General features: G+C 66.2%; 22 protein-coding genes and 1 tRNA gene. 4 read left to right on the top strand and 19 right to left on the bottom strand.

Features of this window, described 5'->3' with window-relative positions:
- Nucleotides 1–3 precede the first annotated feature (3 nt).
- Entirely contained in the window at nt 4–663 is a 660-nt protein-coding gene (locus tag ACO2Q4_RS00115) for a GntR family transcriptional regulator (RefSeq protein WP_311761440.1), read from the top strand.
- Here the strand turns inward: ACO2Q4_RS00115 and ACO2Q4_RS00110 are convergent.
- From ACO2Q4_RS00110 to ACO2Q4_RS00090, 5 genes are read right to left on the bottom strand one after another with little or no spacing between them, the layout of a single operon-like run.
- On the bottom strand, nt 660–2,435 hold the full coding sequence (locus ACO2Q4_RS00110; RefSeq protein WP_423316445.1) for an acetyl/propionyl/methylcrotonyl-CoA carboxylase subunit alpha: 1,776 nt from the start codon (nt 2,433–2,435) through the stop codon (nt 660–662). The genes ACO2Q4_RS00115 and ACO2Q4_RS00110 overlap by 4 nt on opposite strands.
- Nucleotides 2,432–3,988: a carboxyltransferase domain-containing protein gene (locus tag ACO2Q4_RS00105; RefSeq protein ID WP_423316443.1), complete on the bottom strand. Its 1,557-nt coding sequence runs from the start codon at nt 3,986–3,988 to the stop codon at nt 2,432–2,434. Before ACO2Q4_RS00105 ends, ACO2Q4_RS00110 begins: the two co-directional genes overlap by 4 nt.
- 2 nt (nt 3,989–3,990) lie before the next feature.
- Nucleotides 3,991–4,782 carry a putative hydro-lyase gene (locus ACO2Q4_RS00100; RefSeq protein ID WP_395134659.1) on the bottom strand — a complete coding sequence of 264 codons (792 nt, stop codon included), beginning with the start codon at nt 4,780–4,782 and terminating at the stop codon, nt 3,991–3,993.
- Nucleotides 4,779–5,549, bottom strand: a complete 771-nt coding sequence (locus ACO2Q4_RS00095) for a LamB/YcsF family protein (protein WP_311761436.1) — start codon at nt 5,547–5,549, stop codon at nt 4,779–4,781. The genes ACO2Q4_RS00100 and ACO2Q4_RS00095 overlap by 4 nt, the downstream gene beginning before the upstream one ends.
- A 54-nt stretch (nt 5,550–5,603) precedes the next feature.
- The gene (locus ACO2Q4_RS00090) at nt 5,604–6,833 is read right to left on the bottom strand and encodes an NRAMP family divalent metal transporter (protein WP_311761435.1); all 1,230 of its coding nucleotides are present in this window, start codon (nt 6,831–6,833) and stop codon (nt 5,604–5,606) included.
- Between the two features lie 252 nt (nt 6,834–7,085).
- Here ACO2Q4_RS00090 and ACO2Q4_RS00085 point away from each other — a divergent pair, with 252 nt between their 5' ends.
- On the top strand, nt 7,086–7,736 hold the full coding sequence (locus ACO2Q4_RS00085; RefSeq protein WP_311761434.1) for a GntR family transcriptional regulator: 651 nt from the start codon (nt 7,086–7,088) through the stop codon (nt 7,734–7,736).
- Here ACO2Q4_RS00085 and ACO2Q4_RS00080 read toward each other — a convergent pair.
- Both ACO2Q4_RS00080 and tpa read right to left on the bottom strand, forming a co-directional pair.
- Nucleotides 7,733–9,211 carry a PLP-dependent aminotransferase family protein gene (locus ACO2Q4_RS00080; protein WP_423316440.1) on the bottom strand — a complete coding sequence of 493 codons (1,479 nt, stop codon included), beginning with the start codon at nt 9,209–9,211 and terminating at the stop codon, nt 7,733–7,735. The two genes, ACO2Q4_RS00085 and ACO2Q4_RS00080, sit on opposite strands and share 4 nt — an antisense overlap.
- A 22-nt stretch (nt 9,212–9,233) precedes the next feature.
- A complete protein-coding gene (tpa, locus tag ACO2Q4_RS00075) occupies nt 9,234–10,595 on the bottom strand; it encodes a hypotaurine--pyruvate aminotransferase Tpa (protein ID WP_423316439.1) in 1,362 nt (453 codons plus the stop codon).
- Between the two features lie 171 nt (nt 10,596–10,766).
- On the opposite strand from tpa, the gene ACO2Q4_RS00070 reads away from it, so the two are divergent.
- Nucleotides 10,767–11,702: a sugar-binding transcriptional regulator gene (locus tag ACO2Q4_RS00070; RefSeq protein WP_311761431.1), complete on the top strand. Its 936-nt coding sequence runs from the start codon at nt 10,767–10,769 to the stop codon at nt 11,700–11,702.
- Here the strand turns inward: ACO2Q4_RS00070 and xylB are convergent.
- The 10 genes from xylB to ACO2Q4_RS00020 all read right to left on the bottom strand — a co-directional run bounded on the left by xylB (nt 11,699) and on the right by ACO2Q4_RS00020 (nt 22,583).
- Nucleotides 11,699–13,135 carry a xylulokinase gene (gene xylB, locus ACO2Q4_RS00065; RefSeq protein ID WP_423316437.1) on the bottom strand — a complete coding sequence of 479 codons (1,437 nt, stop codon included), beginning with the start codon at nt 13,133–13,135 and terminating at the stop codon, nt 11,699–11,701. The genes ACO2Q4_RS00070 and xylB overlap by 4 nt on opposite strands.
- 2 nt (nt 13,136–13,137) lie before the next feature.
- Nucleotides 13,138–14,592, bottom strand: a complete 1,455-nt coding sequence (locus ACO2Q4_RS00060) for an FGGY-family carbohydrate kinase (protein WP_423316435.1) — start codon at nt 14,590–14,592, stop codon at nt 13,138–13,140.
- Between the two features lie 9 nt (nt 14,593–14,601).
- Nucleotides 14,602–15,261 carry an HAD family hydrolase gene (locus ACO2Q4_RS00055; RefSeq protein WP_423316433.1) on the bottom strand — a complete coding sequence of 220 codons (660 nt, stop codon included), beginning with the start codon at nt 15,259–15,261 and terminating at the stop codon, nt 14,602–14,604.
- Between the two features lie 3 nt (nt 15,262–15,264).
- On the bottom strand, nt 15,265–16,728 hold the full coding sequence (locus ACO2Q4_RS00050) for a mannitol dehydrogenase family protein (RefSeq protein ID WP_423316431.1): 1,464 nt from the start codon (nt 16,726–16,728) through the stop codon (nt 15,265–15,267).
- 1 nt (nt 16,729) lies between these two features.
- Entirely contained in the window at nt 16,730–17,494 is a 765-nt protein-coding gene (locus tag ACO2Q4_RS00045) for an L-iditol 2-dehydrogenase (protein WP_423316429.1), read from the bottom strand.
- Entirely contained in the window at nt 17,491–18,489 is a 999-nt protein-coding gene (locus ACO2Q4_RS00040; RefSeq protein WP_311761425.1) for an ABC transporter ATP-binding protein, read from the bottom strand. The genes ACO2Q4_RS00045 and ACO2Q4_RS00040 overlap by 4 nt, the downstream gene beginning before the upstream one ends.
- A gap of 10 nt (nt 18,490–18,499) precedes the next feature.
- Nucleotides 18,500–19,330 (bottom strand): carbohydrate ABC transporter permease, encoded by an 831-nt coding sequence (locus ACO2Q4_RS00035; RefSeq protein WP_311761424.1) that lies wholly within the window; start codon nt 19,328–19,330, stop codon nt 18,500–18,502.
- A 4-nt stretch (nt 19,331–19,334) separates the two neighbouring features.
- Nucleotides 19,335–20,204, bottom strand: coding sequence for a carbohydrate ABC transporter permease (locus ACO2Q4_RS00030; protein ID WP_311761423.1), 870 nt, complete (start codon nt 20,202–20,204; stop codon nt 19,335–19,337).
- 67 nt (nt 20,205–20,271) lie between these two features.
- Complete coding sequence (locus ACO2Q4_RS00025) at nt 20,272–21,579, bottom strand: ABC transporter substrate-binding protein (protein ID WP_423316426.1); 1,308 nt, start codon at nt 21,577–21,579, stop codon at nt 20,272–20,274.
- A gap of 98 nt (nt 21,580–21,677) precedes the next feature.
- On the bottom strand, nt 21,678–22,583 hold the full coding sequence (locus tag ACO2Q4_RS00020) for a LysR family transcriptional regulator (RefSeq protein ID WP_311761421.1): 906 nt from the start codon (nt 22,581–22,583) through the stop codon (nt 21,678–21,680).
- 110 nt (nt 22,584–22,693) lie between these two features.
- Between ACO2Q4_RS00020 and ACO2Q4_RS00015 the strand changes: the two genes are divergently transcribed.
- The gene (locus tag ACO2Q4_RS00015; RefSeq protein WP_423316424.1) at nt 22,694–24,085 is read left to right on the top strand and encodes an amidase; all 1,392 of its coding nucleotides are present in this window, start codon (nt 22,694–22,696) and stop codon (nt 24,083–24,085) included.
- Here ACO2Q4_RS00015 and ACO2Q4_RS00010 read toward each other — a convergent pair.
- Together ACO2Q4_RS00010 and ACO2Q4_RS00005 are read right to left on the bottom strand one after the other, a co-directional pair.
- The gene (locus ACO2Q4_RS00010) at nt 24,082–25,569 is read right to left on the bottom strand and encodes an aldehyde dehydrogenase family protein (RefSeq protein WP_423316422.1); all 1,488 of its coding nucleotides are present in this window, start codon (nt 25,567–25,569) and stop codon (nt 24,082–24,084) included. The two genes, ACO2Q4_RS00015 and ACO2Q4_RS00010, sit on opposite strands and share 4 nt — an antisense overlap.
- A gap of 213 nt (nt 25,570–25,782) precedes the next feature.
- Nucleotides 25,783–25,859 (bottom strand) — tRNA-Met (locus tag ACO2Q4_RS00005).
- Nucleotides 25,860–25,989: the final 130 nt, after the last annotated feature.

The following is a 25,989-nucleotide window of genomic DNA, read 5'->3' as shown; positions in this document are numbered from 1 at the left end:
TCCATGGCTGACGAAACCCTGACCTCCCGCATCGCCCGCGTCCTCGCCGACCGGATCATCCAGGGCCAGCTTTCCCCCGGAGAGAAGCTGCGCCAGGATCATATTGCCGCAGAATTCGGCGCAAGCCATGTCCCGGTGCGCGAAGCCCTGCTGCGGCTTGAGGCGCAGGGGCTGGCGATCAGCGAACCACGGCGCGGAATGCGCGTCACCACCTTTTCCATCGACGAGCTGCGCGAAGTCGCCGAGATGCGATCCGCGCTTGAGGCGCTTGCCCTGCGCCACGCCGCCCCGCGCCTGACGCCTACGCTGCTTGACCGCGCCACGGATGCCGCCGTCAGGGTCGACAATGCGGCCAGCGTCCGCGAATGGGAGGCGGCGAACCGCGGCTTTCACCGGATGCTGCTGGCCCCGTCCGAAATGCCGCGGCTGCTGTCCTCGATTGACGACCTGCACACGGCCTCGGCCCGCTTCCTGTTCGCCGCCTGGCGCTCGGACTGGGAGGCAAAGACGGACCACGATCACCGGACCATCCTTGCCGCCCTGCGCCGGGGCAACGTGACGCAGGCCTGCGCCACGCTGGCGCGCCATGTCGGCTGGATCGGCAAGCGCCAGATCCCGTCGACGAATGGCGCCATGCGCGAGGCCTATGCTATCTCGGGCTAGGCGATCCTGGCGACGGCCGCGCCAAAGCCCAGCGTCGCACCCGCCTCGACCAGCCGCGACAGCTTGCCCGCGCGATGAGCTTCGATCCGGGTCTCCATCTTCATCGCTTCGATGACCGCGATGACCTGACCGGCCTCGACCTCGGCCCCTTCCTCGGCCTGCCACAGGGTCAGCGTCCCAGCCACGGGCGCGGTGACGGTGGCGTCGTCGGCCTCGGGCGTGCTGTCATCGACCAGGGATCCGCCGCCCGTGGGCAGTGCGGCAAGCAGGTTCGCGGGCAGGCCCAGTTCATGCCGCTTGCCGTCGATCTCGACCGCAAGGCGCAGCATCTTCGCGGGCGCGGCCGGTGTCACCCGGGCATGAGGTTCCATCGCGGCCGCCAGCGTCTCGGCGAAGTCGGTCTCGATCCAGCGGGTATGGACGCGGAATTCGCCATCCTCGGCCCGGAAATCGGGCTGCTCCAGCACCAGCGCGTCGAATGGCAGGACCGAGGCCACGCCTTCGATACGGAACTCGCGCAGCGCGCGGGCCGCGCGGGCCAGCGCCTCGGCACGGGTCGCACCGGTCACGATCAGCTTGGCCATCATGGAATCGAAGCTGCCCGGCACGACCGAGCCGCTGGCAACGCCGCTGTCGACCCGGACACCCGGCCCCGAGGGCGCATCGAAGACCTCAATCGGCCCCGGCGTGGGCAGGAACCCGCGGGCCGGATCTTCCGCATTGATGCGGAACTCGATCGAATGGCCGCGGGGCGCTGGAACCGTTTCATCCGCCAGACGGGCGCCTTGCGCGACCCGAATCATGCCGCGCACAAGATCGATGCCGGTGGTTTCCTCGGTCACGGGATGCTCGACCTGCAGGCGCGTATTGACCTCAAGGAAGGAAATCGTGCCGTTCGCCGACAACAGGAACTCGACCGTGCCCGCGCCGGAATAGCCGGCATGGGCGCAGATCGCGCGCGCAGCGTCATGGATGCGGGTGCGCTGTTCGTCGGACAGGAAGGGAGCCGGGGCTTCCTCGACCAGCTTCTGGTTGCGGCGCTGAAGCGAGCAGTCCCGGGTGCCGATGACCTTGACGGTGCCATGCTTGTCGGCCAGCACCTGCGCCTCGATATGGCGGGGGCGATCCAGGAATTGCTCGACATAGCATTCGCCGCGGCCAAAGGCGGTCAGCGCCTCGCGCGTGGCGCTGTCGAAAAGTTCTTCGACCTCTTCCAGCCGCCATGCGACCTTCAGGCCGCGCCCGCCGCCGCCGAAAGCGGCCTTGATCGCGATGGGCAGGCCATGCGCCTTGGCAAAGGCCAACGCATCGGCCGGGGTCTCGACGGGCCCGGGCGTTCCCGCGACAAGGGGCGCACCCACGGCCTCGGCGATGCGCCGCGCCTCGATCTTGTCGCCAAGCGCCTCGATCACACGGGGATCGGGGCCGACCCAGATCAACCCGGCATCCTGAACAGCCTGCGCGAAATCCGCGCGCTCGGACAGGAAGCCGTAGCCCGGATGGACCGCGTCCGCCCCAGCTTCGCGGGCAATGGCAATGATCTTTTCGGCGTTCAGATAGCTGTCGGCGGGCCGGTCGCCCCCCAGCGCATGGGCCTGATCGGCCATGCGGACAAAAAGCGCGTCGCGGTCGCTGTCGGCGAAGACGGCGATGGACTCGATCCCTTCGTCACGGCAGGCGCGGATAATGCGGACGGCGATTTCGCCGCGATTGGCGATCAGCAGGCGGCGGATCGGCTGTTCGGCGGCATCGGCGGGGGCGAAAAGGGTCATGCGGACCTCGCAGGAGTAATCAGGGCAAAATCTTGGGCGGCGGTAAAGCGGATGCGCGCGCCGGGCGGTATCTGGCCGGCAAGGTCCAGCGCCTGCGGCAGCAACGTCGCGATCACCGGATAGCCGCCGGTCAGCGGGTGGTCGGCAAGGAACAGGACCGGTTGACCGGAATGGGGTATCTGGATCGCGCCGGTTTCGGTGCCCTCCGAGGGTAGCTCCAACGCGTCCTCGCGCGTCATCGGCTGTGCGCCCTCAAGCCGGATACCAACGCGCGAGCTTTGCGGGGTGACCATCCATTCCTGCGTCAGGAAATGGGCGATCATCGCGGGCGTGAACCAATCCGCGCGGGGGCCAAGCGTCACCGGCAATTCGACCAGATCGCCCGCCTTGGGCAGCGAAGGCTGGTCCTGCGGCACGGCCACCGCGGTGGCCGGACTTTGCGCGCAGGCCAGTGCTGCGCCCGGTTTCAATGCGTCGGGGCCGACAAAGGCCAGCGTATCGGTCGCGGCCGAACCCAGCACCGGGGCGACATCGAAACCGCCGCGCAGTGCCAGATAGCTGCGCATCCCGGCTTCGGGCGGCAGGATGGTAACCTCGTCCCCGGAGTCCAGGGCAAAGGCCACGCCTGCGGGTTGTGCAAGCCCCGCGACGCTGGCAGTGGCCGCGCCGGTCAGCGCCAGCGTCACCGGCTGGTCGGCGCGCAAGCGAACGGGGCCAAGCGTGATCTCAAGAGCGGGTGTTCCCGAGGGGTTGCCGACAGCACGGTTCGCACGCCGCAGCGCGCCCATGTCCAGCGCGCCCGAGGCCGAAACCCCTTGCCCGCCCTGCCCGGGCCGCCCCTCGTCCTGAAAGACGATCGGAAAGGCCGAGGACAGGATCGTCAGGGCGGGTTCGGTGACTGGTGCAGGAATCGCGGCCGAAGGGTGGATATCAGCCGCACCCTCGACAAAGCGGGCGCGCACGCCCGGACGCAGCAGCGCGGGCGGGTCGCGGGACAGATCCCACATCGGCACCTTGGTCGTGCCGATCAGCTGCCAGCCACCGGGGGTTTCCTGCGGATAGATGCCGCAGAACCGCCCCGCCAGTGCGACCGAGCCCGCCGGGATGCGGGTGCGCGGCGCGGGTCGGCGCGGCAGGTCGAAACGCGGATCGTCGCAGGTCATATAGGCGAAGCCGGGCGCAAAGCCGCAGAAAGCCACTTGCCATGTGGTCGCCTGATGGGCGGCGATGACCTCGGGGACGGTCAGGCCCATATGGCGGGCAACATCGTCCAGGTCCTCGCCCGAATAGGTCACGGGAATCTCGACCGTCTCGACCGGGCCTTCCTCGCGCCGCGTGCCGGGCGCGGGCTGGCGCGCCAGAACCTGCGCGGCAAGCTTCGCATCGGCGGCAAAGCTCGGCGCGGTGCGGATCATCAGGGTGCGGGCCGCGGGCACGATTTCGGCCACGCCGTCGATGGGATCGGCCAGCAGCGCGTCGAACAGGGCCAGCGTCTGGTCCAGATCGGCCAGCTCGACCAGGAAAGTGCGCGGTCCGACGGGCAGGAATTTCATGCTCATATCTGCCACTGCGTATCCGGCACGTCGGTGATGAACATGTGACCCGGCGCATGGGTGATGGCGAAGGGCGGTTTCGAGGCCATGACGGCGGCCTGAGGGGTCACGCCGCAGGCCCAGAAGACCGGCACCTCGCCGTCTCGGATCTGGACGGGATCGCCGAAATCGGGGCGCGCAAGATCGGCAATCCCCAGGGTTTCGGGCGAGCCGATATGGACGGGCGCGCCATGTACGGCGGGGAAGCGACCGGTGATCGTCGCGGCCTCGGCCACGCGGTCGGCTGGCACCGGACGCATCGAAACGACCATCTTGCCGTGCAGACGTCCCGCCGGGCGGCAGTCGCGATTGGTCAGGTACATCGGCACGTTGCAGCCCTGCGCGACGTGACGCACCTCGATCCCGGCCTGCATCAGCGGGGTCTCGAAGGTGAAGGAACAGCCGATCAGGAAGGTTACCAGATCGGAATGCTCGGCCCAGACCTCGGTCGCGTCGGCCAGTTCCTCGGCCAGGACGCCGTCCCGCCAGACCCGGTAAAGCGGCAGATCGGTGCGCAGGTCCGCATTTGGGGCCAGCGCAGTGCGATGGCTGCCGGGGTCGGTCACGTCAAGGACGGGACAGGGTTTGGGGTTCCGCTGCCCGTAAAGCAGGAAATCCCAGGCCCAGTCGCGCGGCAGCGAGATCATGTTGCATTGGGTAAAGCCGGGCGCCATGCCAGCGGTCGGGGCGACCAGCCCCTTGCGGCACTCAAGACGCGCGGCGGCGGCAGCGGCAAGATCGGGACGCAGCATCACAGACCCTCCGTGAAGGACGCGATCGCGACACCGGCCCGGACCAGCTCCTCGCGGATGCGGCGGGCCATGTCGACGGCGCCGGCGCTGTCGCCGTGGACGCAGATGCTGTCGGCGTGAAGCGTCAGGGTCGAGCCATCGATGGCCTCGATCACGCCCTCACGCGCAAGCCGAACCATGCGTGCGGCCACCAGCTCCGGGTCATGCAGCACCGCACCCGCTTCGCGGCGCGAGACGAGTTGCCCCTGAGGGGTATAGGCGCGATCACCGAATGCCTCGGCCACGGTGGTCAGTCCCGCGGCGCGGGCGCGTTCCAGGATCGGGGCACCCGCCAGCCCCATCAGCACCAGCGCCGGATCGATCGCCTTGATCCCGGCGATCACCGCGTCGGCCTGGCGGGCATCGTTCGCGATGGTGTTGTAAAGCGCGCCATGCGGTTTGACATAGCTGACCCGCGTCCCGACCGAGGCCGCCAGCCCCTGAAGCGCGCCGATCTGATAGATCACGTCCGCGGTCAGTTCAGCCGAGGTCACATCCATCGGGCGACGGCCAAAACCCACGCGGTCGGGATAGGATACATGCGCCCCCACGGCGACCCCCTTGGCGGCGGCATCGCGCAGCGTGGCCAGGATCGTCAGCGGATCGCCCGCGTGAAAGCCGCAGGCCACGTTGGCCGAACTGACGATGCCCAGCATCGCCGCATCGTCGCCCATGCTCCAGGCGCCATAGCCTTCGCCGAGGTCGCTGTTCAGGTCGATCTTGTGGGTCATGTTATCCTCCGAAATTCCAAGGGGCGGCGACCGCAGGGTCGCCGCCGCAATTCGTCATGCGCCCAGGAAGGCGAAGATCGGGCCGATCGACTTGAAACCCATATACCAGGTCAGGGCACAGACGATCGCCGAAAGCGTCAGCAGCGCCCGGTTATAGACATGTCCGCCCATCAGGTCGGGCCGGGCGAAGCCGACATAGGTAAAGATCGACAGGCCGATGGGCAGGATCAGCCCGTTGAAACCGCCGACAAAAACCAGGATCGCTGCGGGCGCGGTGCCGATCGCCATATAGACCGCCAGCGAGATCGCGATGAAGATCACCGTCGCGATGTTGCGGCTACGCTCGGTCAGGGTCGAGAACACGTTCAGGAAGCTGACCGAGGTATAGGCCGCCCCGATGACCGAGGTGATGGCCGCGGCCCACAGGACCACGCCGAAGATCCGCATCCCCATGTCGCCAAGCGCGGCGGCAAAGGCCTGCGCGGCCGGGTTCGCGGCCTGGCTGGACAGATCCAGCGTCACGCCCGAGGCGACGACGCCCAGGATCGCCAGGAACAGGACGAAGCGCATCACCCCGGTGACGAAGATCCCGGTCAGCGAAGCACGGGTGACGGCGGCAAGGTTTTCCTCGCCCACAAGGCCCTTGTCCAGCAACCGATGCGCGCCGGAATAGGTGATGTAGCCGCCCACGGTGCCGCCGACGATGGTGGTGATGGTCGGGAAGTCGATCACGTCGGGCAGGATCGTCTGGCGCAACGCATCGCCCACCGGCGGGTTCGAGGTGATGGCGACAACAAGCGTCATCACGATCATCAGGATGCCCAGCCCGATCAGCGACCGGTCCAGCAGAAGCCCTGCGCGTTTCGACAGGAAGACCCCGATGGCCAGCAGCGCCGAGATCGCGCCGCCGATCTTGGGATCAAGGCCGAACATCGCGTTCATGCCCAGACCCGCCCCGGCGATGTTGCCGATATTGAAGGCGAGGCCGCCGATCAGGATCAGGATGGCCAGCAGATAGCCCGCGCCGGGAATCGCGGCATTGGCCGTCTCGGACGCATTGCGGCGGGTCAGCGCGGTGATGCGCCAGATGTTCAACTGCACCACGAAGTCGATGACGATCGAAGCGAGGATGGCAAAGGCAAAGGCCGCGCCCAGTTTCTGAGTAAAGGTCGCGGTCTGGGTGATGAAGCCGGGGCCGATGGCCGAAGTGGCCATCAGGAAGATCGCCGCCAGGAACCCGCCGCGAAGGCTGGCATTGGCGGCGGTGGGAGCGGATGCGCTCATCTAAATGCTCCTGCTGGAGGGATTCTGATTTTTGGATGACGGGACTGTGAATTTGACAGGCGGTTTCGTCAATAATTATCTGACATCATCGTATAGATTGTTGAACAGTTATTACCGATGCGCCGGGCAATATGCGCAATTTGTAGGCATGAATCGCACAGACTGCCCCTAAGGCGGCAGAGACCGGCCCGCTTCCGCTTGTCTGCGCCCCGCCCCTCGGACATGATGCACGGCACTCTGGACGGATCATCAATGTCATCAGCACCCAGTCCCAGCCTGACCGAAGAAATCGCGACGCGGATCCGCGATCATGTCACCGGAGGCGTGCTGATCCCCGGCCAGCGCCTGTCCGAGGCCCGGCTTGCCGGCGATCTCGACATTTCACGCAATACCCTGCGCGAGGTGTTCCGGCTGCTCACGCGCGAGGGGCTTTTGCGCCATGAACCCAATCGCGGCGTCTTTGTGGCAGAACCGTCGATGGCCTCGATTCTGGACATCTATCGTGTCCGCCGCCTGATAGAGGTTCCGGCGCTGGCCCAGGCCTGGCACCGCCACGCGGCAGTGGCGCGGATGCGGGCGGCGGTCGAACGCGCGCAGAACTTGCGCGAACTGGGCGACTGGCGCGGCATCGGCAGCGCGAACATGGAATTTCACGCCGCCATCGTCGCGCTGACCGACAGCCCGCGGCTGATGGGCTTTTTCGCGCAGGTCAGCGCCGAGCTGCGCCTTGCCTTTGGACTGCTCGACAGTCCCGAACTGCTGCATGAACCCTATATAGACCGCAACGCCGATATTCTTGTCCGGCTTGAAGGCGGAGATCCCGCAGGCGCCGCGGCGATGCTGGACGACTATCTCGGGCAGTCCGAACGGGTCGTGCTGCAGGCTTTCGCGCGACTGGCCTAGTCCGCGGCAAGCGTACGGCAGGTGCGGGCGATGCGGGCGATGCCTTCGTCGATCTCTTGCGCCGCGATCGAGGAATAGGCCAGACGATAGAACGCGGCCCCCGCTTCGCCCCCGCGAAAAAAGGGCCGCCCCGGCTCGATCAGCACACCCTGCGGCTTCAGCGTGCGTGCCAGCACGTCGCTGTCCAGCCCCGTCGGCACTCGCAGCCAGAAACTGGATCCACCGCGCCCACCCGGCGTCCCCTTGTCCAGACCGTGCCGGTCAAGCGCGGCCGCCGTGACCTGCCGGCGTTCGGCATAGGCTTCGCGCATTCGCTTCAACTGCCGGTCGTAATGGCCCAGCGACAGGAAATAGGCCATGGTCCGCTGCACATGGCCGGGCGGATGGCGCAGCATCATGCCCCGCAGCGCCCGCGCTTCGGCGACAAAGGCCGGATCGGCGACGATGTAGCCCAGCCGCAGCCCCGGAAAGACCGATTTCGAGAAAGAGCCGATATAGATGACCGCGCCGCTGCGATCCATCGCCTTCAGCGCGGGTGAGGTCGCCCCGGAAAACGAGATCTCGAACTCGTAGTCGTCCTCGATCACCACGAAGCCGCGCGCGGCCGCCATCCCCAGCAGCGCCTCGCGCCGGGCGCGGGGCATGGTGCGGTTGGTCGGGCACTGGTGGCTGGGCGAGGTAAAGACGACCGAGACACCCTCGGGCACGGCCTCGGGCGGCAGGCCGTCCTGATCGATCGGCACCGGCACAAGATTGGCGCGCAGCGTTGCCAATATCTCGTGCAGGCCGGGATAGCCCGGTTCCTCCATCGCCAGCGTCTCGCCGCGACCAAGCAGGATCGCGCAGATCAGCCACAGCGCATTCTGCGCCCCCATGGTCAGCAGCACTTCCTCGGGCCGGGCCTTGATGCCACGCCGGGGCAGAAGGTGGCGGATGATGAAATCGACCAGTTCCGGGTCGTCGCCGTCATACTGGTCATGGGACAGCGCGCCGAAATCGCGACGGCCCAGCGCACGCACCGCGCATTCACGCCAGGCGGCAAGATCGATCAGCCGGTCGTCGGTCTGCCCGTAAAGAAAGGGAAAGGGATAGCTGCGCCAGTCGGTCGGGCGGTCCTTTCGTCGCGCGGCAAGGTTGCGGCCATCCAGCCGCGCGGCCCAGTCGAAACGCGCAAGAGGCGGCGCGGGGTCCGGGTCGTCGGCCAGATCCTCGACCCGGTCCGAGACGAAATAGCCCGACCTGCCCCGCGCGCTCAGGTAATCAGTCGCAACCAGATCACCATAGGCTTGCGTGACGGTGATCCGCCCGACCCCCAGATGGGTCGCAAGCGCGCGGCTTGACGGCATCCGCTCGCCGGGTTGAAGACGGCGCTCATGGACGGCCAGGACGATCTGCCGCCGCAATTGAACTTGCAGCGGCAAGACCGACTTGCGGTCGATCAGGAATGTCTCGGGCGGGATTTGCATGGCGGCCATGGCTGTCGGCCGCCATCCTGCCTTAACCAAAGACCCGGGTCAGCGCCCCGTCGATCGCATCCGTCAGCGCATCGATGTCGCTTTCGGTCGAGATCAGCGCGGGCGACAGGCACAGCGTGTTGTTGAAGCCCGGAACCGAGCGGTTGGTCGCCCCGATGATGACGCCTTGCGCCATGCAATCTGCCACGACAGCCTGGACCTTCTTTTCGTCCGCGGGTTCCTTGGTCGCGCGGTCGGCGACCAGTTCCGCGCCGCAGAACAACCCCTTGCCGCGCACGTCGCCGATGATCCGGTGCCGCTCCATCAGCGCGTTCAGGTTGCCCACCAGCCGCGCGCCCATGCGAGTGCAATTGTCGAGAAGGCCCTCTTCCTCGATGATGCGCATGTTCTCGATCGCGGCCGCCGGACCCGAGGTGCAGCCGCCGAAGGTCGAGATGTCGCGGAAATAGCCCATCGGATCGCTGGCATCGTCCTTGAACATGTCGAAGACGCGCTCGGTCGTGACCGTGCAGGAAATCGCCGCATAGCCCGAGGCGACGCCCTTGGCCATGGTCACGAAATCCGGTTCGATCCCGTATTGCTGATAGCCGAACCACAGGCCGGTGCGGCCGACGCCGCAGACGACCTCGTCGATATGCAGCAGGATGTCATATTTGCGGCAGATTTCCTGCACGCGCTGCCAATACCCCTCGGGCGGGGTGATGACGCCACCGCCTGCGGTCACGGGTTCCAGCACGATGGCACCGATGGTGTCGGGGCCTTCGCGCAGGATCACCTCTTCGATGGCATCCGCTGCACGCTCGCCGTAATTCTCGACATCCCATTGCTTGCGGTATTCAAGGCAATGCGGGACGCGCACGAACCCATCGGGATAGGGACCGTATTGCATCGCCCGCTGGTCCTGCCCCGAGGTCGCAAGCGTGCCGATGGTCGTGCCGTGATAGTCGCGGTCGCGATACAGGATCTTCCATTTCTTCCCGCCGTAATGGCGCGCCGCGATCTGGCGCACCATCTTGTAGACCTTCTCGTTCGCCTCCGAGCCGGAGTTCGAATAATAGACGCGGCTCATGCCCGGCATCTTCTCGATCAGCTGCTGGGCAAAGATCGCGCCCGGGACGGTCCCGGCGGCTCCCGCGTAATAGTTCAGCTTCAGCAGCTGGTCGCGCACGGCATTTGCGATGCTTTCGCGGCCATACCCCACGTTCACGGTCCAGACCCCGCCCGAGACCCCGTCCAGGAACTCGCGCCCGGTGGCGTCCCAAAGCCGCATCCCCTTGCCTTCGACAAAGACGCGCGGGTCGATGGTTTCGTATTGCTTGTGCTGGCTGAGGTGGTGCCAGACATGGGCCTTGTCGGCGGCGATGACCGGGCTGAGGTCGTTCATTTTGGGCCTCTGACGATAGGAGGGGGGCTTCATTGACGGGCCGAGACTACGCCTGGCGGCGGGGACGCAATAGATCCAAAATCAGTTCATCTATAGGTCCAGATCGGCGCTGCTGGACAGGGTGGGCCGGGCCGGACTAGACCGGATCCAGATGAACGCATTGGGGGGCGGATGTCCGATCAGGGCCGCAAGCTGGAACAGGCCGCACGCGCCGCATGGCTTGCCCATGTCGCGGGCCGGACCCAGGACGAGATCGCGGGGATCATGGGCGTCTCGCGCCAGACCGCACAGCGGCTTGTGGCGCAGGCCATGGCCGAAGGGCTGGTGAAGATCCGCATCGACCACCCTTTTGCCGACTGCATGGAGCTTGCACGCGAATTGCGCGCCCGCTGGGGACTGCAATTCTGCGAAATCGCACCCGCCGATGCACCCGAGGCCGGCGTCGCCCATCACCTTGCCGACACGATGGAACGCTGGCTGCGGCGCGAAGACCCCCTGACGCTGGCCATCGGCACCGGACGGACGCTGCGCGCCGGCGTGGCGCGGCTTCCGCATATCGACTGCCCGCAGCATCGCATCGTGTCGCTGACCGGCAATATCGCGACAGATGGGTCGACAGCCTATTACAACGTGCTCTTCTCGCTTTCGGAACTGGTCACGGCGCGCAGCTTTCCCCTGCCGCTGTCCGTGCTTGTCCCGACCGAGGAGGAGCGTCACGCCATGATGCGGCAACCCGGCATCCAGCGCGTGATCGAGATGTCGTCACAGGCCGCCGTGGCCTTCGTCGGCATCGGGACCATGAATGACAGCGCCGCGCTGATGCTGGACGGCTTCATGACGCGCCCCGACCTTGACCGCATGATCGCCGCGGGCGCAGTGGGCGAGATCACCGGCTGGGCCTATGACCGCGACGGCAGGGTGATCCAGGGCCTGACCAATGACCGCGTTGCCTCGGCCCCGATCCCCCCGCGCGACACGACCCTGGTGATCGGCGCGGCTTTTGGCCCCGAAAAGCTGCCAGCCCTGCTGGGCGCGTTGCGAGGCGGACTGATCAGCGGATTGATCACGGATGCCGCCACCGCAGAACGCCTGATGCGCGAGGGCTAGGCCCGGCTGGCGGGGTAAAGCGCGCGGAAACGGGCATGGCTTTCGGCAAAGGCGGGCACCAGCGCGGGATCGGGCCGGATCTCGGCAGCAATCGCGGGCATGGCGCAGATCTCGTCGCTGCCTGCCCCGGTCGCGGCCATCATCCCCAGCCGCGCCGCGCCAAAGGCCGCGCCATAATCGCCCCCGACCGGCAGCATCACCGGCAGGTCAAGGACCGAGGCGATCAGCCGCAGCCAGTAATCCGACCGCGCACCCCCGCCAAGCGCCAGAAGCCCGTCCAGTTCCGCCCCCGCTGCGCGCAGGGCGGTCAGGTTGTCCGCAAGGGCAAAGGTCACGCCCTCCAGCACGGCCCGGGTCAGCGCGGCGCGGTCGGTTAGCGGCGTCAGCCCCGCCAGCAGCCCCTTGGCCAGCGCGTCATTGTGCGGCGTGCGCTCGCCCGAGAGATAGGGCAGGAACATCGCGCTGCCCGGAGGCTGAAGCGGTCCCAGATCCGAAGTCAGTTCGGCCGGGCTGGTGTCCAGAACGCCGGCCAGCCATTCCAGCGCAGCCGAGGCCGACAGGATCACCCCCATCTGGTGCCAGCGTCCCGGAAGCGCGTGGCAAAAGGCATGGACCGCCGTTTCCGGTGCTGGCAGGAAGTGGTCCGAGGCGGCGAAGACCACGCCTGACGTGCCAAGGCTGACAAAGCCCTGCCCCTTGGCCACGGTACCCGCGCCGATGGCGGTCGCGGCATTGTCCCCGGCGCCGCCCGCGACGACGACCGACCCGGTGATGCCCCATTCCGCGGCCAGTTCGCGGCGAAGCACCCCCGAGACCTCGGACCCCTCGACCAGCGCGGGCATCTGTGCCCGGCTCATGCCGCTGGCCGACAGCAGCGCCCCGGACCAGTCGCGCCCGGCCACATCCAGCCAGCTTGTCCCCGAGGCGTCCGACATTTCGCTGACCCGCTCGCCCGTCAGCCACAGCCGCAGATAATCCTTGGGCAGCAGGACGCAGGCCACGCGGGCAAACAGATCGGGCTCGTGCCGCGCCATCCAGACCAGCTTGGGTGCGGTAAAGCCCGGAAAGACGATATTGCCCGACAGGCGGCGCATCTCGGGCTTCGCGTCCAGCTCTGCCGCCTCGGCATGAGAGCGGGTATCGTTCCACAGGATCGCGGGGCGCAGGACCGCGCCCGCCGCATCCAGCGCCACTGCGCCATGCATCTGCCCGGAAAGCCCGATGCCACCAACGGATGACAGGTCATGGGACCGGGCAAGCGCGCCCACCGCATGCCGGGTCGCAAGGATCCAGTCCGCGGGATCCTGCTCGGACCAGTTCGGATGCGGTCGGCTGACGGTCAGGCCCGCAGTCTCGGACCCCAAGGCCTGCTGGTTGTCGTCGATCAGCGTCGCCTTGACGCCGGAGGTGCCCAGATCGATGCCCAGATACATGCTCAATCCCCTGCGGTAAGTTTGGTGATTTCCTCGCGCTGTTCCTGCATCCGCAGAAAGACGCTCCAGTCCCGTTCGCGGCGCAGTCTGGCCTGCGGGTCGGGGCGCGTGATCTCGACGTCGCGGGCAAAGCGCGCCCGCGCGACGGCAAGCCCGCCCGCCTGCGGGGCGGCGGCGGCAATGGCGGTGCCGCGAAGGACCGCATCCTCGGGTTGCCAATGGATCTCGGCCCCGGTCGCATCGGCGTAGAGCTGGCGAAGAAGCGGCGCGCGCGCCTGCCCGCCAGCCATCGCGATGCGTGGCGGGCAAAGGCGCATATGCCCGATGACCTGCCGCGTGCCCAGCGCGATCCCCACCGCGGCACGCCAGTAAAGCGCATCCATCGCCGCGACCCCGCGCTCCAGCGACAAGCCGTGGACGACGCCGCGCATCAGGGGATCGGCAAAGGGCGCCCGATTGCCCTTGAAATCAGGCAGGACATGCATCCCCTGCCCCGGCTCTGGCGCGGCGGCAATGCGGGCCACGATCTCGTCATGCGTCGTTGGCTGGGAATATTGCCGCCGGATCGATTCCAAAAGCGCGCCGGTCGCGGATTGGCCGCCCTCGCTGACCGCCTCGGCGGGCATAATCGCGCCGGGATAGGGCCCCCAAAGCGCCGGTGCCGCCGCGACCCCGCCCGCCATCACGCAGTTCGATGTTCCCGCGATCAACGCGGGCATGTCGGGGGCCGCACCCAGTGCACCGGCAAAGGCGTCGATCAACCCGGCCGCGACCACGCATTCGCGGTCCAGACCCAGTTCGGCCGCGCCCTGCCGGGACAGGGGGCCGATGGCCGCGCCCGGCGGCAGGACCGGATCGTCATGCGGGAAGCCCGCGATCCCCAGCGCCGCCAAAAGATCCTCGGCCCAGCCGCCGCGATCGGGCAGATAGGGCCATTTCGCCGCCGTCGCGCACAGCGACCGGGCGGGCGTTCCGGTCGCGCGAAACGCAAGGTGGTCGCAAAGGTCGCGCACCCCGCGAAGCATCCGCCAGGCATCGGGACGCCTGCGGGCCAGCCACATCAGCTTCGGCGTCTGCATCTCGGGCGAGACCGAGCCACCGGCCCGGACCACCACCTCATGCGGCAGGCGGCCCAGTTCCTCGGCCTCGGCCACGGCGCGGTGATCATGCCAGGCGATCACGTCAGGGGCGAATCCCGGCGCGTCGACCACAAGCGAGCAGGTCGCATCAAAGGCCAGCGCCTGCACCTGCGCGGGGCTTGCGCCCGCCATCCGCCGCGCCTCGGCAAGGGCATCGGCGACGGCCTGCCAGATCTCGGCAAAATCGAACCCGGCCTGGCCGGATTCAGGCGAAAGCGTCGCAAAACCGCGGCTGGCCCGTGCGACCAGGCGCCCATCGGTCGTGAACAATCCCGCGCGCGCCCGCGCCGAGCCCACATCAACGGCAGCAATCAGCACGAAATCCCCCTAGCCCAGTCGAGCCAGAGTGTTGGGCAAATCGCGCGCATGTTCAATCAGCGCGTCGGGCCGCAATTCGGCAAGCCGGTCCCGCAGCCGCGCCGGGGCAGCATGGCTGCCGCCCAGAAAGCCGATGACCCGCATTCCCGCCGCCTGCGCGGCAAGGATGCCCGCGGGGCTGTCCTCGACCACGACGCAGTCACCGGGCGGCACCCCAAGGCCTCGCGCCGCCAGCAGGAACAGGTCGGGTGCGGGCTTGCCGTTCGTCACCTGCGCGGCGGAATAGACATGCGCGCCGAACAATGGCGCCAGCCCGGTCAGCCCCAGCGACAAAGCCAACCGTTCCGGCGCGCTGGACGAGGCGACGGCGCGCGGACCGACGATACCGCCGATCACCTCGGCCATACCGGGCACGGCGCGCAGCTCGGCCCGAAAGCGTCGGGCAAGGGCGTCACCGTATCCGGGCAAGGCCGGGCGGATATCGATGCCGTGATCGCGCGACACCGTGTCGATGATGGTCTGGACCGAGCGGCCAAGGAATTCGTCATAGATCCGCGCCGCATCGACCGGCGCGCCGATTGCATCCAGCATCGAGACCAGTTCGATCACGGCCAGCGGCTCGGAATCGACCAAGACGCCGTCGCAGTCGAAGATCACCGCGCCCGCCACCTGTCATCCCCTGAGATAGGCAGTCAGGGTCGCTGCCGTACCCTCGCGCCACAGCATCCCCAGCCAGCGCGCGAACGGTTCGGCAAACTGAGGGTCCAGCCCCGTCGCGCCATATATCTCGGCCATGCCAAGCCACGCTCCGGGATCAGTCCGGGCTGCCCGGGCGGCAGCGGTCAGGCGGTCCCAGTTCGGATCGTTCGGCTGGATCACCGCGCCGCTGTCGGTCGTGGCCGCGCAGTAACGACACCACAGCGCCGATTCCAGTGCCAGCCCCTCGACCGTCAGTCCCCGAGCCAGCCGGTCCTTGATGGTCGGGATGATGAATTTCGGCTGTCGGTTCGACCCGTCAAGGCAAAGCCGGCGGATGGTGTCGCCGATCTTGGGATTGGCGCAGCGTTCGGCGACTTTCTGGTAATAGCCATGCAGGTCGGAGCCCGGAACCGGCGGCACGACAGGAATGATCTCCTCGGCCTCGATCTTGTCAAGAAATGCGCGAACCAGCGGGTTTTCCATTCCTTCATGCACGAAATGGATGTCCATCAGCCCCGAGGGATAAGCGATGACTGCATGCCCGCCGTTCAGAATCCTGATCTTCATCAGTTCCCACGGGGTCACGTCCTCGACGAACTCGACGCCGACCTCTTCCAGCGCGGGGCGGCCTTGGGGGAAGTTGTCCTCAAGCACCCATTGGATGAAATCCTCGGCAAAGACCGGACTGTCGTCCTCGACTCCGAAATCCTCGCGGATCATGCGGCGCTCGCGGTCGCTGGTCGCGGGTGTGATGCGGTCGACCATGCCGTTCGGAAAGGCCACGTTCGCGGCAATCCATTCGGCCAGAGCGGGGTCGGACAGGCGCGCAGTCTCGACCACCGCCTCGCGCGTGACAACGCCGTTATGGGGGATGTTGTCGCAGCACATGACGGTAAAAGGCGGAACGCCCGCATCGCGGCGCGCCTTGAGGCCCGCGACCAACATGCCGAAGACCGTCTTCGGTGTGTCGGGGTTCCTGCCATCATCGGCAATCGCGGGATGGGCAGGATCGAAATGACCGGTTGTGGCGTCGATGAAATAGCCGCCCTCGGTGATGGTCAGGCTGGCGATTCGGATTGCCGGGTCTGCCAGCTTCGCGACGATGGCGACTGCATCGGCGGCGGGCAGATGGTCGATCATCGCGCCGATCACCCGCGCCTCGGACGCCTCGGCGGATTGCTCGACCACCGTGTAAAGCCAATCCTGCGCGGCCAGCACCTCGCGCATCTTCGCGTCCGAGGGCATGACGCCCGCGCCGACGATGGCGAAGTCATGGCCCTTGCCCAGGTTCATCAACCGGTCCAGGTAAACAGCCTGATGCGCGCGGTGGAAATTCCCCAGCCCGAAATGGACGATGCCCCCCGACAGCGCGCCACGGTCATAGCCGGGCGCGGCGACGGGAAGGCGGGACAGGTTGGCTTGGTTCAATCTGGTCATGTCAGCTCATCCAGTTCCCGCCATCGACGTTGTAGGTCTGTGCGACGATGTAATCGGCCTCGGGCGTGGCCAGGAAAATCGCCATGCCGGTCAGGTCCGCGGCAGTGCCCATGCGGCCGAAGGGCACAGCGGCACCAACCTCGGCCTTTTTCTGGCCGCGCGGCTTGCCTTCGTATTCTGCAAATTTCGCATCCACCCCGTCCCAGTGCTCGCCATCGACGACACCCGGCGCGATGGCGTTCACATTGATGCCATGCTGGATCAGGTTCAGCCCGGCCGACTGGGTCAGGCTGATGACGGCGGCCTTGGTCGCGCAATAGACCCCGACCAGCGCCTCGCCCCGCCTTCCGGCCTGTGAGGCCATGTTGATGATCTTGCCGCGGCGACCGGTGTCGATCATGTGCCGCGCGACCGCCTGCATCACGAACAGCGTGCCGCCGACATTGATCGCGAACAGCGTGTCATAGCTTTGCCGCGTGATGCCGGTGATCGGGGCCAGATCGAACAACGCGGCATTGTTGATCAGGATGTCGATGCCACCCATCAGCCGCACCGCCTCGGCCACGCCCGCATCGATGCTGTCCTGCCGGGTCACGTCCATGACGACGGGATGCGCGCCGATTTCGGCGGCGGTCTGGCGCACCGCGGCTTCGTTGATGTCGGCGATGGCGACCGTCGCGCCCTCGCGGATATAGGCCTTGGCAAAGGCGCGTCCGATGCCGCGCGCGGCCCCGGTAATGATGGCGGACTTGCCAGAAAGTCTCATAGCGCGAGCCCCTGTTGATCGAAACGATAGATCCGTCCATCGACCGGCGTCAGCCAGATGCGGTCGCCGTGGCTGATCGGGAACTCTCCGGCGGCGCGGGCGACGACATGCTCGCCACTGTCCAGATCGACATGCAGGAAGGTGTCCGAGCCCAGATGCTCGGCCACGCCGACGGTGCCGGGCAGCAGCCCCTCGGATGTGGACATCTGGAAATGCTCGGGACGCACGCCGATGGCATGGGCGCCATGCCGGGCCGCCACCTCGCCCTCAAGGAAGTTCATGTTCGGGCTGCCGATGAAACCGGCCACGAAACGGTTGGCGGGGCTGCGGTAAAGTTCCAGCGGGCTGCCCACCTGCTCGACCCGTCCCGCCCGCAGGACGACGATCTTGTCGGCCATCGTCATCGCCTCGACCTGGTCATGCGTGACATAGATCATCGTCGTCGCCAGCTTCTTGTGCAGTTCGGAGATTTCGACCCGCATGTTCACCCGCAGGGCAGCGTCAAGGTTCGACAGCGGCTCGTCGAACAGGAAGGCGACCGGTTCGCGCACGATGGCACGGCCGATGGCGACGCGCTGTCGCTGCCCGCCCGACAGCTGCCCCGGTTTGCGGTCGAGGTAGTCGGTCAGGTTCAGGATGCCCGCGGCATGGGCGACGCGCCGCGCCTGTTCGTCCGCGGCCATTCCCGCCATCTTCAGGGGAAATGCGATGTTCTTCCGGACCGACATATGCGGGTAAAGCGCATAGGACTGAAACACCATCGCCAGCTTGCGTCGGACCGGCGCCGCCTGCGTCATGTCCTGCCCGTCGATCAGGACCTGCCCCGAGGTCACGTCCTCCAGCCCCGCGATCAGCCGCAGAAGCGTGGATTTGCCGCAACCCGAGGGGCCGACAAAGACGACGAATTCGCCGTCGTTGATTTCGAGATCGGCGCCGGGGATGACCTCGACCTCGCCAAAGACCTTGCGGACCTGCTTCAAGGTGATGCTACCCATCATTCTCCCCCTATTTCACCGCGCCGAAGGTCAAGCCGCGCACGAGTTGCTTCTGGCTGAACCAGCCAAGGATCAGGATCGGGGCGATGGCCATCGTGCTCGCCGCCGAAAGTTTCGCGTAGAAAAGCCCTTCGGGGCTGGAATAGCTGGCGATGAAAGTCGTCAGCGGCGCCGCCTTGCTGGTCGTCAGGTTCAGCGTCCAGAAGGCCTCGTTCCAGGCCAGGATCACGTTCAGCAGCATGGTCGAGGCGATGCCGGGCACCGCCATCGGCGTCAGGACGTGAACGATCTCGTTCTTCAGGCTGGCCCCGTCCATGCGCGCGGCTTCAAGGATCTCGGACGGGATCTCGCGGAAATAGGTGTAGAGCATCCAGATGATGATCGGCAGGTTGATCAGCATCAGGACGAAGGTGATCCCGAAGCGCGTGTCGAGCAGCCCCGAGGAGCGGAACAGCAGATACATCGGGATCAGCACGCCCGCCGCCGGCATCATCTTGGTCGACAGCATCCACATCAGCAGATCCTTGGTCCGCTTGCCGGGCTGGAAGGCCATGGACCATGCCGCCGGAATCGCGATCAGCAGGCCCAGAAGCGTCGATCCGATCGAGATGATGACCGAATTGGTGAAGTGCCGGAAATAGGGCGAGCGCGCCTGAACCTCGGCATAATTCTCGGTCGTCCAGTCGAAGAACAGGAACTTCGGTGGACTGGCGATGGCGTCGGCCTCCGACTTGAAGCTGGTCAGGATGGTCCACAGGATCGGGAAGAAGATCACCAGCGCCACCAGCCACGCGAGGATGGTGAAGGACCAGCGGCGGCGTTCGGAAACTCGGCGGGTCATGGCGCTACTCCAGCGTCTTTCCGATCATCCGCATCAGGAAGATCGCGACGATATTGGCCAGAATGACGGCGATGATGCCGCCGGCGGATGCACCGCCCACGTCGTATTGCAGAAGCGCCTGCGAATAGACGAGATAGGTGAGGTTGGTCGAGGCATAGCCCGGCCCGCCATTGGTGGTGACCAGGATCTCGGCAAAGACCGAAAGCAGGAAGATCGTCTCGATCAGGATGACCACGGTGATCGCGCGGGACAGATGCGGCAGGACCAGATGGGTGAACTTGGACCATGCGCCGGCGCCGTCCATCTCGGCCGCCTCCATCTGCTCGCTGTCCAGAGATTGCAGCGCGGTCAGCAGGATCAGCGTCGCGAAGGGCAGCCATTGCCAGGCGACGATCAGGATGATCGACATCAGCGGGTATTGCGCGAAAAAGTCGATCGGCTGCGCGCCTACGGCCTTGGCCATCCACGCGAAAAGCCCGTTCACCGGATTCATGAACATGTTCTTCCACACCAGCGCGGACACGGTCGGCATGATGAAGAAGGGAGCGATCATCAGGATCCGCACGATCCCCTGCCCCATGATCGGCTGGTCCAGCAGCAGGGCCAGCACCACGCCACCGATCACGGTGATCGCAAGGACGCCGCCCACGATCATCAGCGTATTCGCCATCGCCGTCCAGAAGGCTGGGTCGGACAGGAAATACTTGTAGTTGGTGAAGCCGATGAACTGCTCCATGCCGGGCGAGAGCAGGTTGTAGCTTTGAAAGCTGAACCACAGCGTCATCGCCAGTGGCACGATCATCCAGCCCAGCAGCAGCAGGACCGAAGGCGCAACCATGAAGCGCGCAAGGGTTTTCTGGTGTCTCGTCGCCATGACCGCGCCTCCCTGTCGCGGGGGAATGGGATGCGGGGGCGTCGCCGCCCCCGCCTAGCCGGGGAGGCTATTTCGGGTAGCCTGCCTTCGCCATTTCACGCTCGGAAATCTGCTGGGCCATTTGCAGCGCCTGCTCGACACTGGCCTGCCCGGCAAGTGCTGCCGAGAACTGCTGGCCGACCGCGGTGCCAAGCGCCTGGAACTCGGGGATCCCGACCCATTGCGTGCCGATATAGGGAACCTGGACCGTGGTCGGGTTCTTCAGATCGGCCGACATGATGCTGTCCAGCGTCGGTTTGGCGAAGGGCGCGGCCTTCTGGTATTCCGGGTTCTCGTAAAGCGAGGTCCGGGTGCCGGGGGGCACGTTGGCCCAGCCTTCGGCTGCCGCAACCTGTTCGGTATAGACCTTGGAAGTCGCCCAGGCGACGAACTTCTTGGCCGCATCAGGCGCATCGGTCGAGGAAGGGATCGCCAGCGTCCAGGCCCAAAGCCACATCGCGGGCTTTTCACCCTCGGGTGCCAGCGCATAGCCGACCTTGTCGGCCACCGTCGATTCCTTGGGGTTCGACACGAAACTGGCGGCGACCGTCGCATCCATCCACATGCCGCATTTGCCGGTCTGGAACAGCGCGAGGTTTTCGTTGAAGCCGTTCGAGGACGCGCCGGGCGGTCCGGCCTCGGTCATGATGGTGACGTAGTCGGTCAGCGCCTTCTTCCACGCCTCCGACCCGAATTGCGGCTTCCACTGCATGTCGAACCACGGCGCGCCATAGCTGGCCGCCATCGAGGTGATGAAGGCCATGTTCTCGCCCCAGCCGGCCTTGCCGCGCAGGCAGATGCCATAGACCTCGTTCGGCTTGTCGGTGATCTTGCGCGCAGCGTCGAAGACGAAATCCCATGTCGGACGCTCTGGCATGGTCAGACCGGCTTTCTCGAACAAGTCCTTGCGATACATGATCATCGCGGATTCGCCGTAGAAAGGCGCCGCGTAAAGCTTGCCGTCCTGCGACAGCCCGTCGCGGATCGGCGGCAGAATGTCATCGGCGTCATAATCCGCGCCCATGTCGTCCAAGGGCATCAGCCAGCCCTGCTTGGCCCAGATCGGCACTTCGTAATTGCCGACGGTGACGATGTCATATTGCCCGCCCTTGGTGGCGATGTCGGTCGTCACGCGCTGGCGCAGGACGTTCTCCTCCAGCGTGACCCATTCCAGCTGGATGTCGGGATTCGCGTCGGTGAAGGGCTTGATCATCTTCTGCATGCGGATCATGTCACCGTTGTTCACGGTGGCGATGGTCAGGGTCTCGGCCGTGGCGGGCACGGCAAGGGCCGAAAGGGCGCATGCCCCCAGCAGGCCGCGCATCATCATGCTCATTCTGATCTTCCTCCCTGCGGATCGGCATTTGCCAATTCGATGGGCAAATGCTCACACAGAGTCGCAATTCTGTCAAGAAGCGTGCGCGGGCACGCCTTTCAGTCCCGCTTCAGGCGGCGCAGGTGATCGACAAGGAAGTCGGAAAGCTGGCGGGCCGCGGCGCTTTGGTGATGGCCCAGCGGGCGGCACAGTTCCAGGTTGGTCTCGATCCGGTCGCGGGCGCAAAAGGGCCTCAGGACCAGCAGACCGGCCAGAATTTCGCGCGCGACGGTCTGGCGGGGCAGGATCATCACCGCCGCCCCACGGCAGGCCAATTCCTTCTGAAGTTCCAGCGATGAGGTGGTGAATGCGATCTCGGGCGCGTCCAGCCCGGCCGCGCGCACGCGGGCATCAAAGGCGCGGCGCACGCCAAAGGCCCGGTCCGGCAGGGTCAAGGGATGGTGAAGCAGATCCTCAAGCGTGACCATTTCGCAGGCGGCAAGCGGATGGGTCGAAGCCATGACCGGCTCATGCCGCATGGGAAGTCGCAACAGCACCTCGACCCGCGGATCGGGTGGCATGAACATCGCGACCGCAATCTCTGATACGCCCGTCGCCGCCGCCTCGAAGGCCGCGGCGGCCGAAGTCACCGTGATCTCGATCTGGATATGAGGATGCAGCGCCGAAAATTCGGCCAGCGCGGGTGCCAGCATCGAACTTGCCGCGACCCCCGGCAGGTGCAGCGAGACCGAACCGCGCTTGAGCCCGCGCAGATCGTCGATCTGACGTCGCGCCGCAGTCATCTCGCGCGCCACCAACCGCGCCCGTTCGGCCAGAACTTCGCCCGCCGCAGTCAACCGGATCCCCCTGGGTGAGCGTTCGACCAGTGCGGTCCCGAACGCATGTTCCAGCTTGTCGAGCTGACGGACGACGGCGGTGGGCGACGTGTTCAACCCCTCGGCCGCCTGCCGGATCGAGCCGGACCGGACAAGTTCGTTGAAAGTCGCAATGCTGTTCAGATCCATGGCGCGCCCCAGTGCAACGGAAAGCGTAGCAGCGTGTGCACAACATGGCGACTTCCATTTCGCCCGGCGCTGGCCGTTCATGGGCAAAAACCAGCAGGAAGAATACCCACATGTCCCAGATCCTGGACCTTGGCGCGCGCCAGATCCTGAACGCGTTCAGATCGCGCGAGTTGTCGCCGGTGGAATATATGCAGGCATTGATCGCGAGGGTCGAGGCGTCCGAGCCTTGGGTGCAGGCGCTGTGGCTGTTCCGTCCCGAACGGTCGCTCTCCGAAGCGCGGGCGTCAGAGAGGCGCTATGCGCAGGGGGTGCCGCTGGGCCCGCTGGACGGAATGCCCGTCACGGTCAAGGAACTGATCGCGACGGAGGGGGATCATGTGCCCCTGGGCACCGCGGCGACGCCGCACAGTCCGGCTGCCGAAGACGCGCCATCGGCCGCGCGCCTTCGCGAGGATGGGGCGATCATGTTCGCCAAGACCACCTGCCCCGATTACGGGATGCTGACCTCGGGCCTGTCCTCGTTCCACCATCTCAGCCGGAACCCGTGGGATCTGAGCCAGAACCCCGGCGGCTCGTCCTCGGGATCATCTGCGGCTGGCGCGGCGGGTTACGGACCGCTGCACCTGGGAACCGATATCGGTGGCTCGATCCGGCTTCCGGCGGGGTGGACGGGCCTGTTCGGGCTGAAGCCGTCGCTGGGTCGCGTGCCGATCGATCCCTATTACACCGGGCGCGTGGTGGGGCCGATGACCCCCACGGTGGATGATGCGGCGCTGCTGATGCGGACCGTGACCCGCCCCGACTGGCGCGACGCCACCGCTGTCAAACCCGAAGAGATCGACTGGGATGCCGGTCCCACCGATGTCCGAGGCATGAGGATCGGCCTGATGGTCGATGCCGGCTGCGGCTTGCCGGTCCATCCCGAGGTCGCCGCCGCCATCGCCGCCGCCGCGCGGCAGTTCGAGGCGAATGGCGCAATCATCATCCCGATTCCGGGCGTGCTGACGCGCGAGATGCTGGATGGGCTGGACATCGCGTGGCGCGCGCGCTTTTGGGGCCAGATGCTGAAGCTGCCCACCGAGGCGCGCGAGAAGATCCTGCCCTATATCCGCGAATGGGCCGAGGTCGGGGCCAGCGCCTCTCCGGTCGCGGTGGCTGAAGGATTCGACCAGACTTTTGCCATGCGCCGTGCCGCAAACGAGGCGCTGCACGGGCTGGATTTCATCCTGTCCCCGGTCAACCCGATGCAAAGCTATCCGGCCGACTGGCCCTCGCCCACCAACGATCCGGCGCGACCCTTCGAGCATATCGCCTTCACGGTGGCCTGGAACATGGGCGAGCAACCGGCTGCCTCGATCCATTGTGGTATGACCTCGACCGGGATCCCGATCGGACTGCAGATCGTCGGCCACCGCTTCGACGATCTGGGCGTGATGCGGGTGGCGCGCGCCTATGAGGAATGGCGCGGCCCGATCACCACCTGGCCGCGGCACGACCGCTAGTCGGTGTTGATCCAGATCGCCTTGGTGTCCAGGTATTCCTGCATGTGTTCGATCCCGCCCTCGCGGCCATAGCCTGACATTCGGACTCCACCAAAGGGAACGGCGGGGTCGATGGCGTGATACATGTTGACCCAGACCGTCCCCGCCTTGATCCGCCGCGCCAGCTTATGCGCCGTGCCAAGATGGTTGGTGAAGATCCCCGCGGCCAAGCCATAGGGGGTATCATTTGCGCGCCGCACGACCTCTTCCAGGTCATCGAAGGGCAGGGCCGAGATGACAGGCCCAAAGATTTCCTGACGCGCAATGGTCATCTCGTCGGTAACATCGCCAAAGACGGTCGGGGCAATGAAATTCCCGCCGTGATAGCCTTCACCCTGCAAGCGGGCGCCCCCGGTCACCAGCCGCGCGCCTTCGTCCCGGCCCACACCCAGGAAATGCTCGACACGCTCGGCCTGGCGGTTCGAGATGATCGGCCCCAGCTCGGTTTCGGGGAGCACCCCATCGCCGATCTTCAATGCCCCTGCAAATGCCGCCAGGCGGGTCAGGAATTCGTCATGAATCTCGCGCGCGACGAACAGCCGCGACCCCGCGATGCAGATCTGGCCCGAATTGGCAAAGACCGACATGGCGGCGACCGGAACCGCCTTGTCGAGATCGGCATCCCGGCAGACGATGACCGGCGACTTGCCCCCCAGTTCCAGCGAGACATGCTTGAGATTTCCAGTCGCCGCGCGGGCGATGGCCTGCCCGGTCGCGGTCGATCCGGTGAAGACGATCTTGTCGACACCCGGATGGGCGGCCAGCGCCGCGCCCGCCTCGGCCCCGGTTCCGGTGACGATGTTCAGCACGCCATCGGGCAATCCGGCCTCGGCCATCAGGCGGGCGATCATCAGCACGGTCAGCGAGGCTTCCTCCGAGGGTTTCAGAACCACCGTGCAGCCGGTCGCAAGCGCGGGTGCAATCTTCCAGACCGAACCCGCAATGGGGGCATTCCAAGGGATGATCGCGCCAACCACGCCGATCGGTTCCTTTACCGTCTGGGACAGGATCTCTCCGGGGAACGAGTTCGGAATTGTGGCGCCGTGCAGCGCGACCGCCTGTCCGGCATAAAAGCGCAGCATCCCCAGGACGCGCCGGCTGTTGGCCAGCGTGCGGGTGATCGGCATGCCCATGTCCAGGGTATCCGACAGGCACAGGCTTTCCCATTCGGCCTCGAAGCGCTCGGCAATGCGCAGCAGCAGAGCCTGGCGCTCGAACGGGGTCCAGCGCGACCACGGCCCTTCGAAAGCGCGTCGGGCCGCGGCGACCGCCTGATCGATATCGGCCCCGTCGGCGCGTGGCACGGTGGCAAGAAGCCTGCCATTCGCGGGATTGCGTGCCTCGATCACCGCGCCCGAAAGCGCCGGTATCCATCTGCCCCCGACAAACATGGGCAGGAACCCACCATCATAAAGTGCGTCGCCACGTGTTCCCCATTCCGCCATGCCCATCCTCCGCCTTGCGATCTGGATATTGGGAGGATCGGAGGGATGGCTCAAGGGCTGCTGGCATCACCGCGTGGTTTCTGGCGGCGGCGGAATTGGCCCGGCGCATTGCTTCGCGTTGCGGGGATTCTGTCCTTGAGCCTGAATGCGGACTGGTGTCCGGACAGCAGAACGCCTCCTGCGAACAGGAGGTTGTGGAGAGTGTAGGAGATTTGGTTGCGGGAGCAGGATTTGAACCTGCGACCTTCAGGTTATGAGCCTGACGAGCTACCGGGCTGCTCTATCCCGCGCCATTTTGCATCGCGGTTTTTGCGGTGCTTTTTATCGTTTTCGAGAGATATCCGTTTCTTTCCAGGTCTGGCGGTGACCTACTCTCCCACGTCTTTTGACGCAGTACCATTGGCGCGACGGCACTTAACG

The sequence above is a fragment of the Paracoccus sp. KR1-242 genome, from assembly GCF_049446195.1.
GTDB classification, from domain to species: Bacteria; Pseudomonadota; Alphaproteobacteria; order Rhodobacterales; family Rhodobacteraceae; genus Paracoccus; species Paracoccus broussonetiae.
The sequence above is the reverse complement of the archived record's forward strand: the minus strand, read 5'-3'. Positions and strand labels throughout refer to the sequence as shown.

Bases quoted from the DNA above. Each gene is read 5' to 3' on its own strand.
- ACO2Q4_RS00115 (WP_311761440.1), top strand. From the start codon at position 4: ATGGCTGACGAAACCCTGACCTCCCGCATCGCCCGCGTCCTCGCCGAC.
- ACO2Q4_RS00110 (WP_423316445.1), bottom strand. From the start codon at position 2,435: ATGACCCTTTTCGCCCCCGCCGATGCCGCCGAACAGCCGATCCGCCGC.
- ACO2Q4_RS00105 (WP_423316443.1), bottom strand. From the start codon at position 3,988: ATGAAATTCCTGCCCGTCGGACCGCGCACTTTCCTGGTCGAGCTGGCC.
- ACO2Q4_RS00095 (WP_311761436.1), bottom strand. From the start codon at position 5,549: ATGACCCACAAGATCGACCTGAACAGCGACCTCGGCGAAGGCTATGGC.
- ACO2Q4_RS00090 (WP_311761435.1), bottom strand. From the start codon at position 6,833: ATGAGCGCATCCGCTCCCACCGCCGCCAATGCCAGCCTTCGCGGCGGG.
- ACO2Q4_RS00085 (WP_311761434.1), top strand. From the start codon at position 7,086: ATGTCATCAGCACCCAGTCCCAGCCTGACCGAAGAAATCGCGACGCGG.
- ACO2Q4_RS00080 (WP_423316440.1), bottom strand. From the start codon at position 9,211: ATGGCCGCCATGCAAATCCCGCCCGAGACATTCCTGATCGACCGCAAG.
- tpa (WP_423316439.1), bottom strand. From the start codon at position 10,595: ATGAACGACCTCAGCCCGGTCATCGCCGCCGACAAGGCCCATGTCTGG.
- ACO2Q4_RS00070 (WP_311761431.1), top strand. From the start codon at position 10,767: ATGTCCGATCAGGGCCGCAAGCTGGAACAGGCCGCACGCGCCGCATGG.
- xylB (WP_423316437.1), bottom strand. From the start codon at position 13,135: ATGTATCTGGGCATCGATCTGGGCACCTCCGGCGTCAAGGCGACGCTG.
- ACO2Q4_RS00050 (WP_423316431.1), bottom strand. From the start codon at position 16,728: ATGACCAGATTGAACCAAGCCAACCTGTCCCGCCTTCCCGTCGCCGCG.
- ACO2Q4_RS00045 (WP_423316429.1), bottom strand. From the start codon at position 17,494: ATGAGACTTTCTGGCAAGTCCGCCATCATTACCGGGGCCGCGCGCGGC.
- ACO2Q4_RS00040 (WP_311761425.1), bottom strand. From the start codon at position 18,489: ATGGGTAGCATCACCTTGAAGCAGGTCCGCAAGGTCTTTGGCGAGGTC.
- ACO2Q4_RS00035 (WP_311761424.1), bottom strand. From the start codon at position 19,330: ATGACCCGCCGAGTTTCCGAACGCCGCCGCTGGTCCTTCACCATCCTC.
- ACO2Q4_RS00030 (WP_311761423.1), bottom strand. From the start codon at position 20,204: ATGGCGACGAGACACCAGAAAACCCTTGCGCGCTTCATGGTTGCGCCT.
- ACO2Q4_RS00025 (WP_423316426.1), bottom strand. From the start codon at position 21,579: ATGAGCATGATGATGCGCGGCCTGCTGGGGGCATGCGCCCTTTCGGCC.
- ACO2Q4_RS00020 (WP_311761421.1), bottom strand. From the start codon at position 22,583: ATGGATCTGAACAGCATTGCGACTTTCAACGAACTTGTCCGGTCCGGC.
- ACO2Q4_RS00015 (WP_423316424.1), top strand. From the start codon at position 22,694: ATGTCCCAGATCCTGGACCTTGGCGCGCGCCAGATCCTGAACGCGTTC.
- ACO2Q4_RS00010 (WP_423316422.1), bottom strand. From the start codon at position 25,569: ATGGCGGAATGGGGAACACGTGGCGACGCACTTTATGATGGTGGGTTC.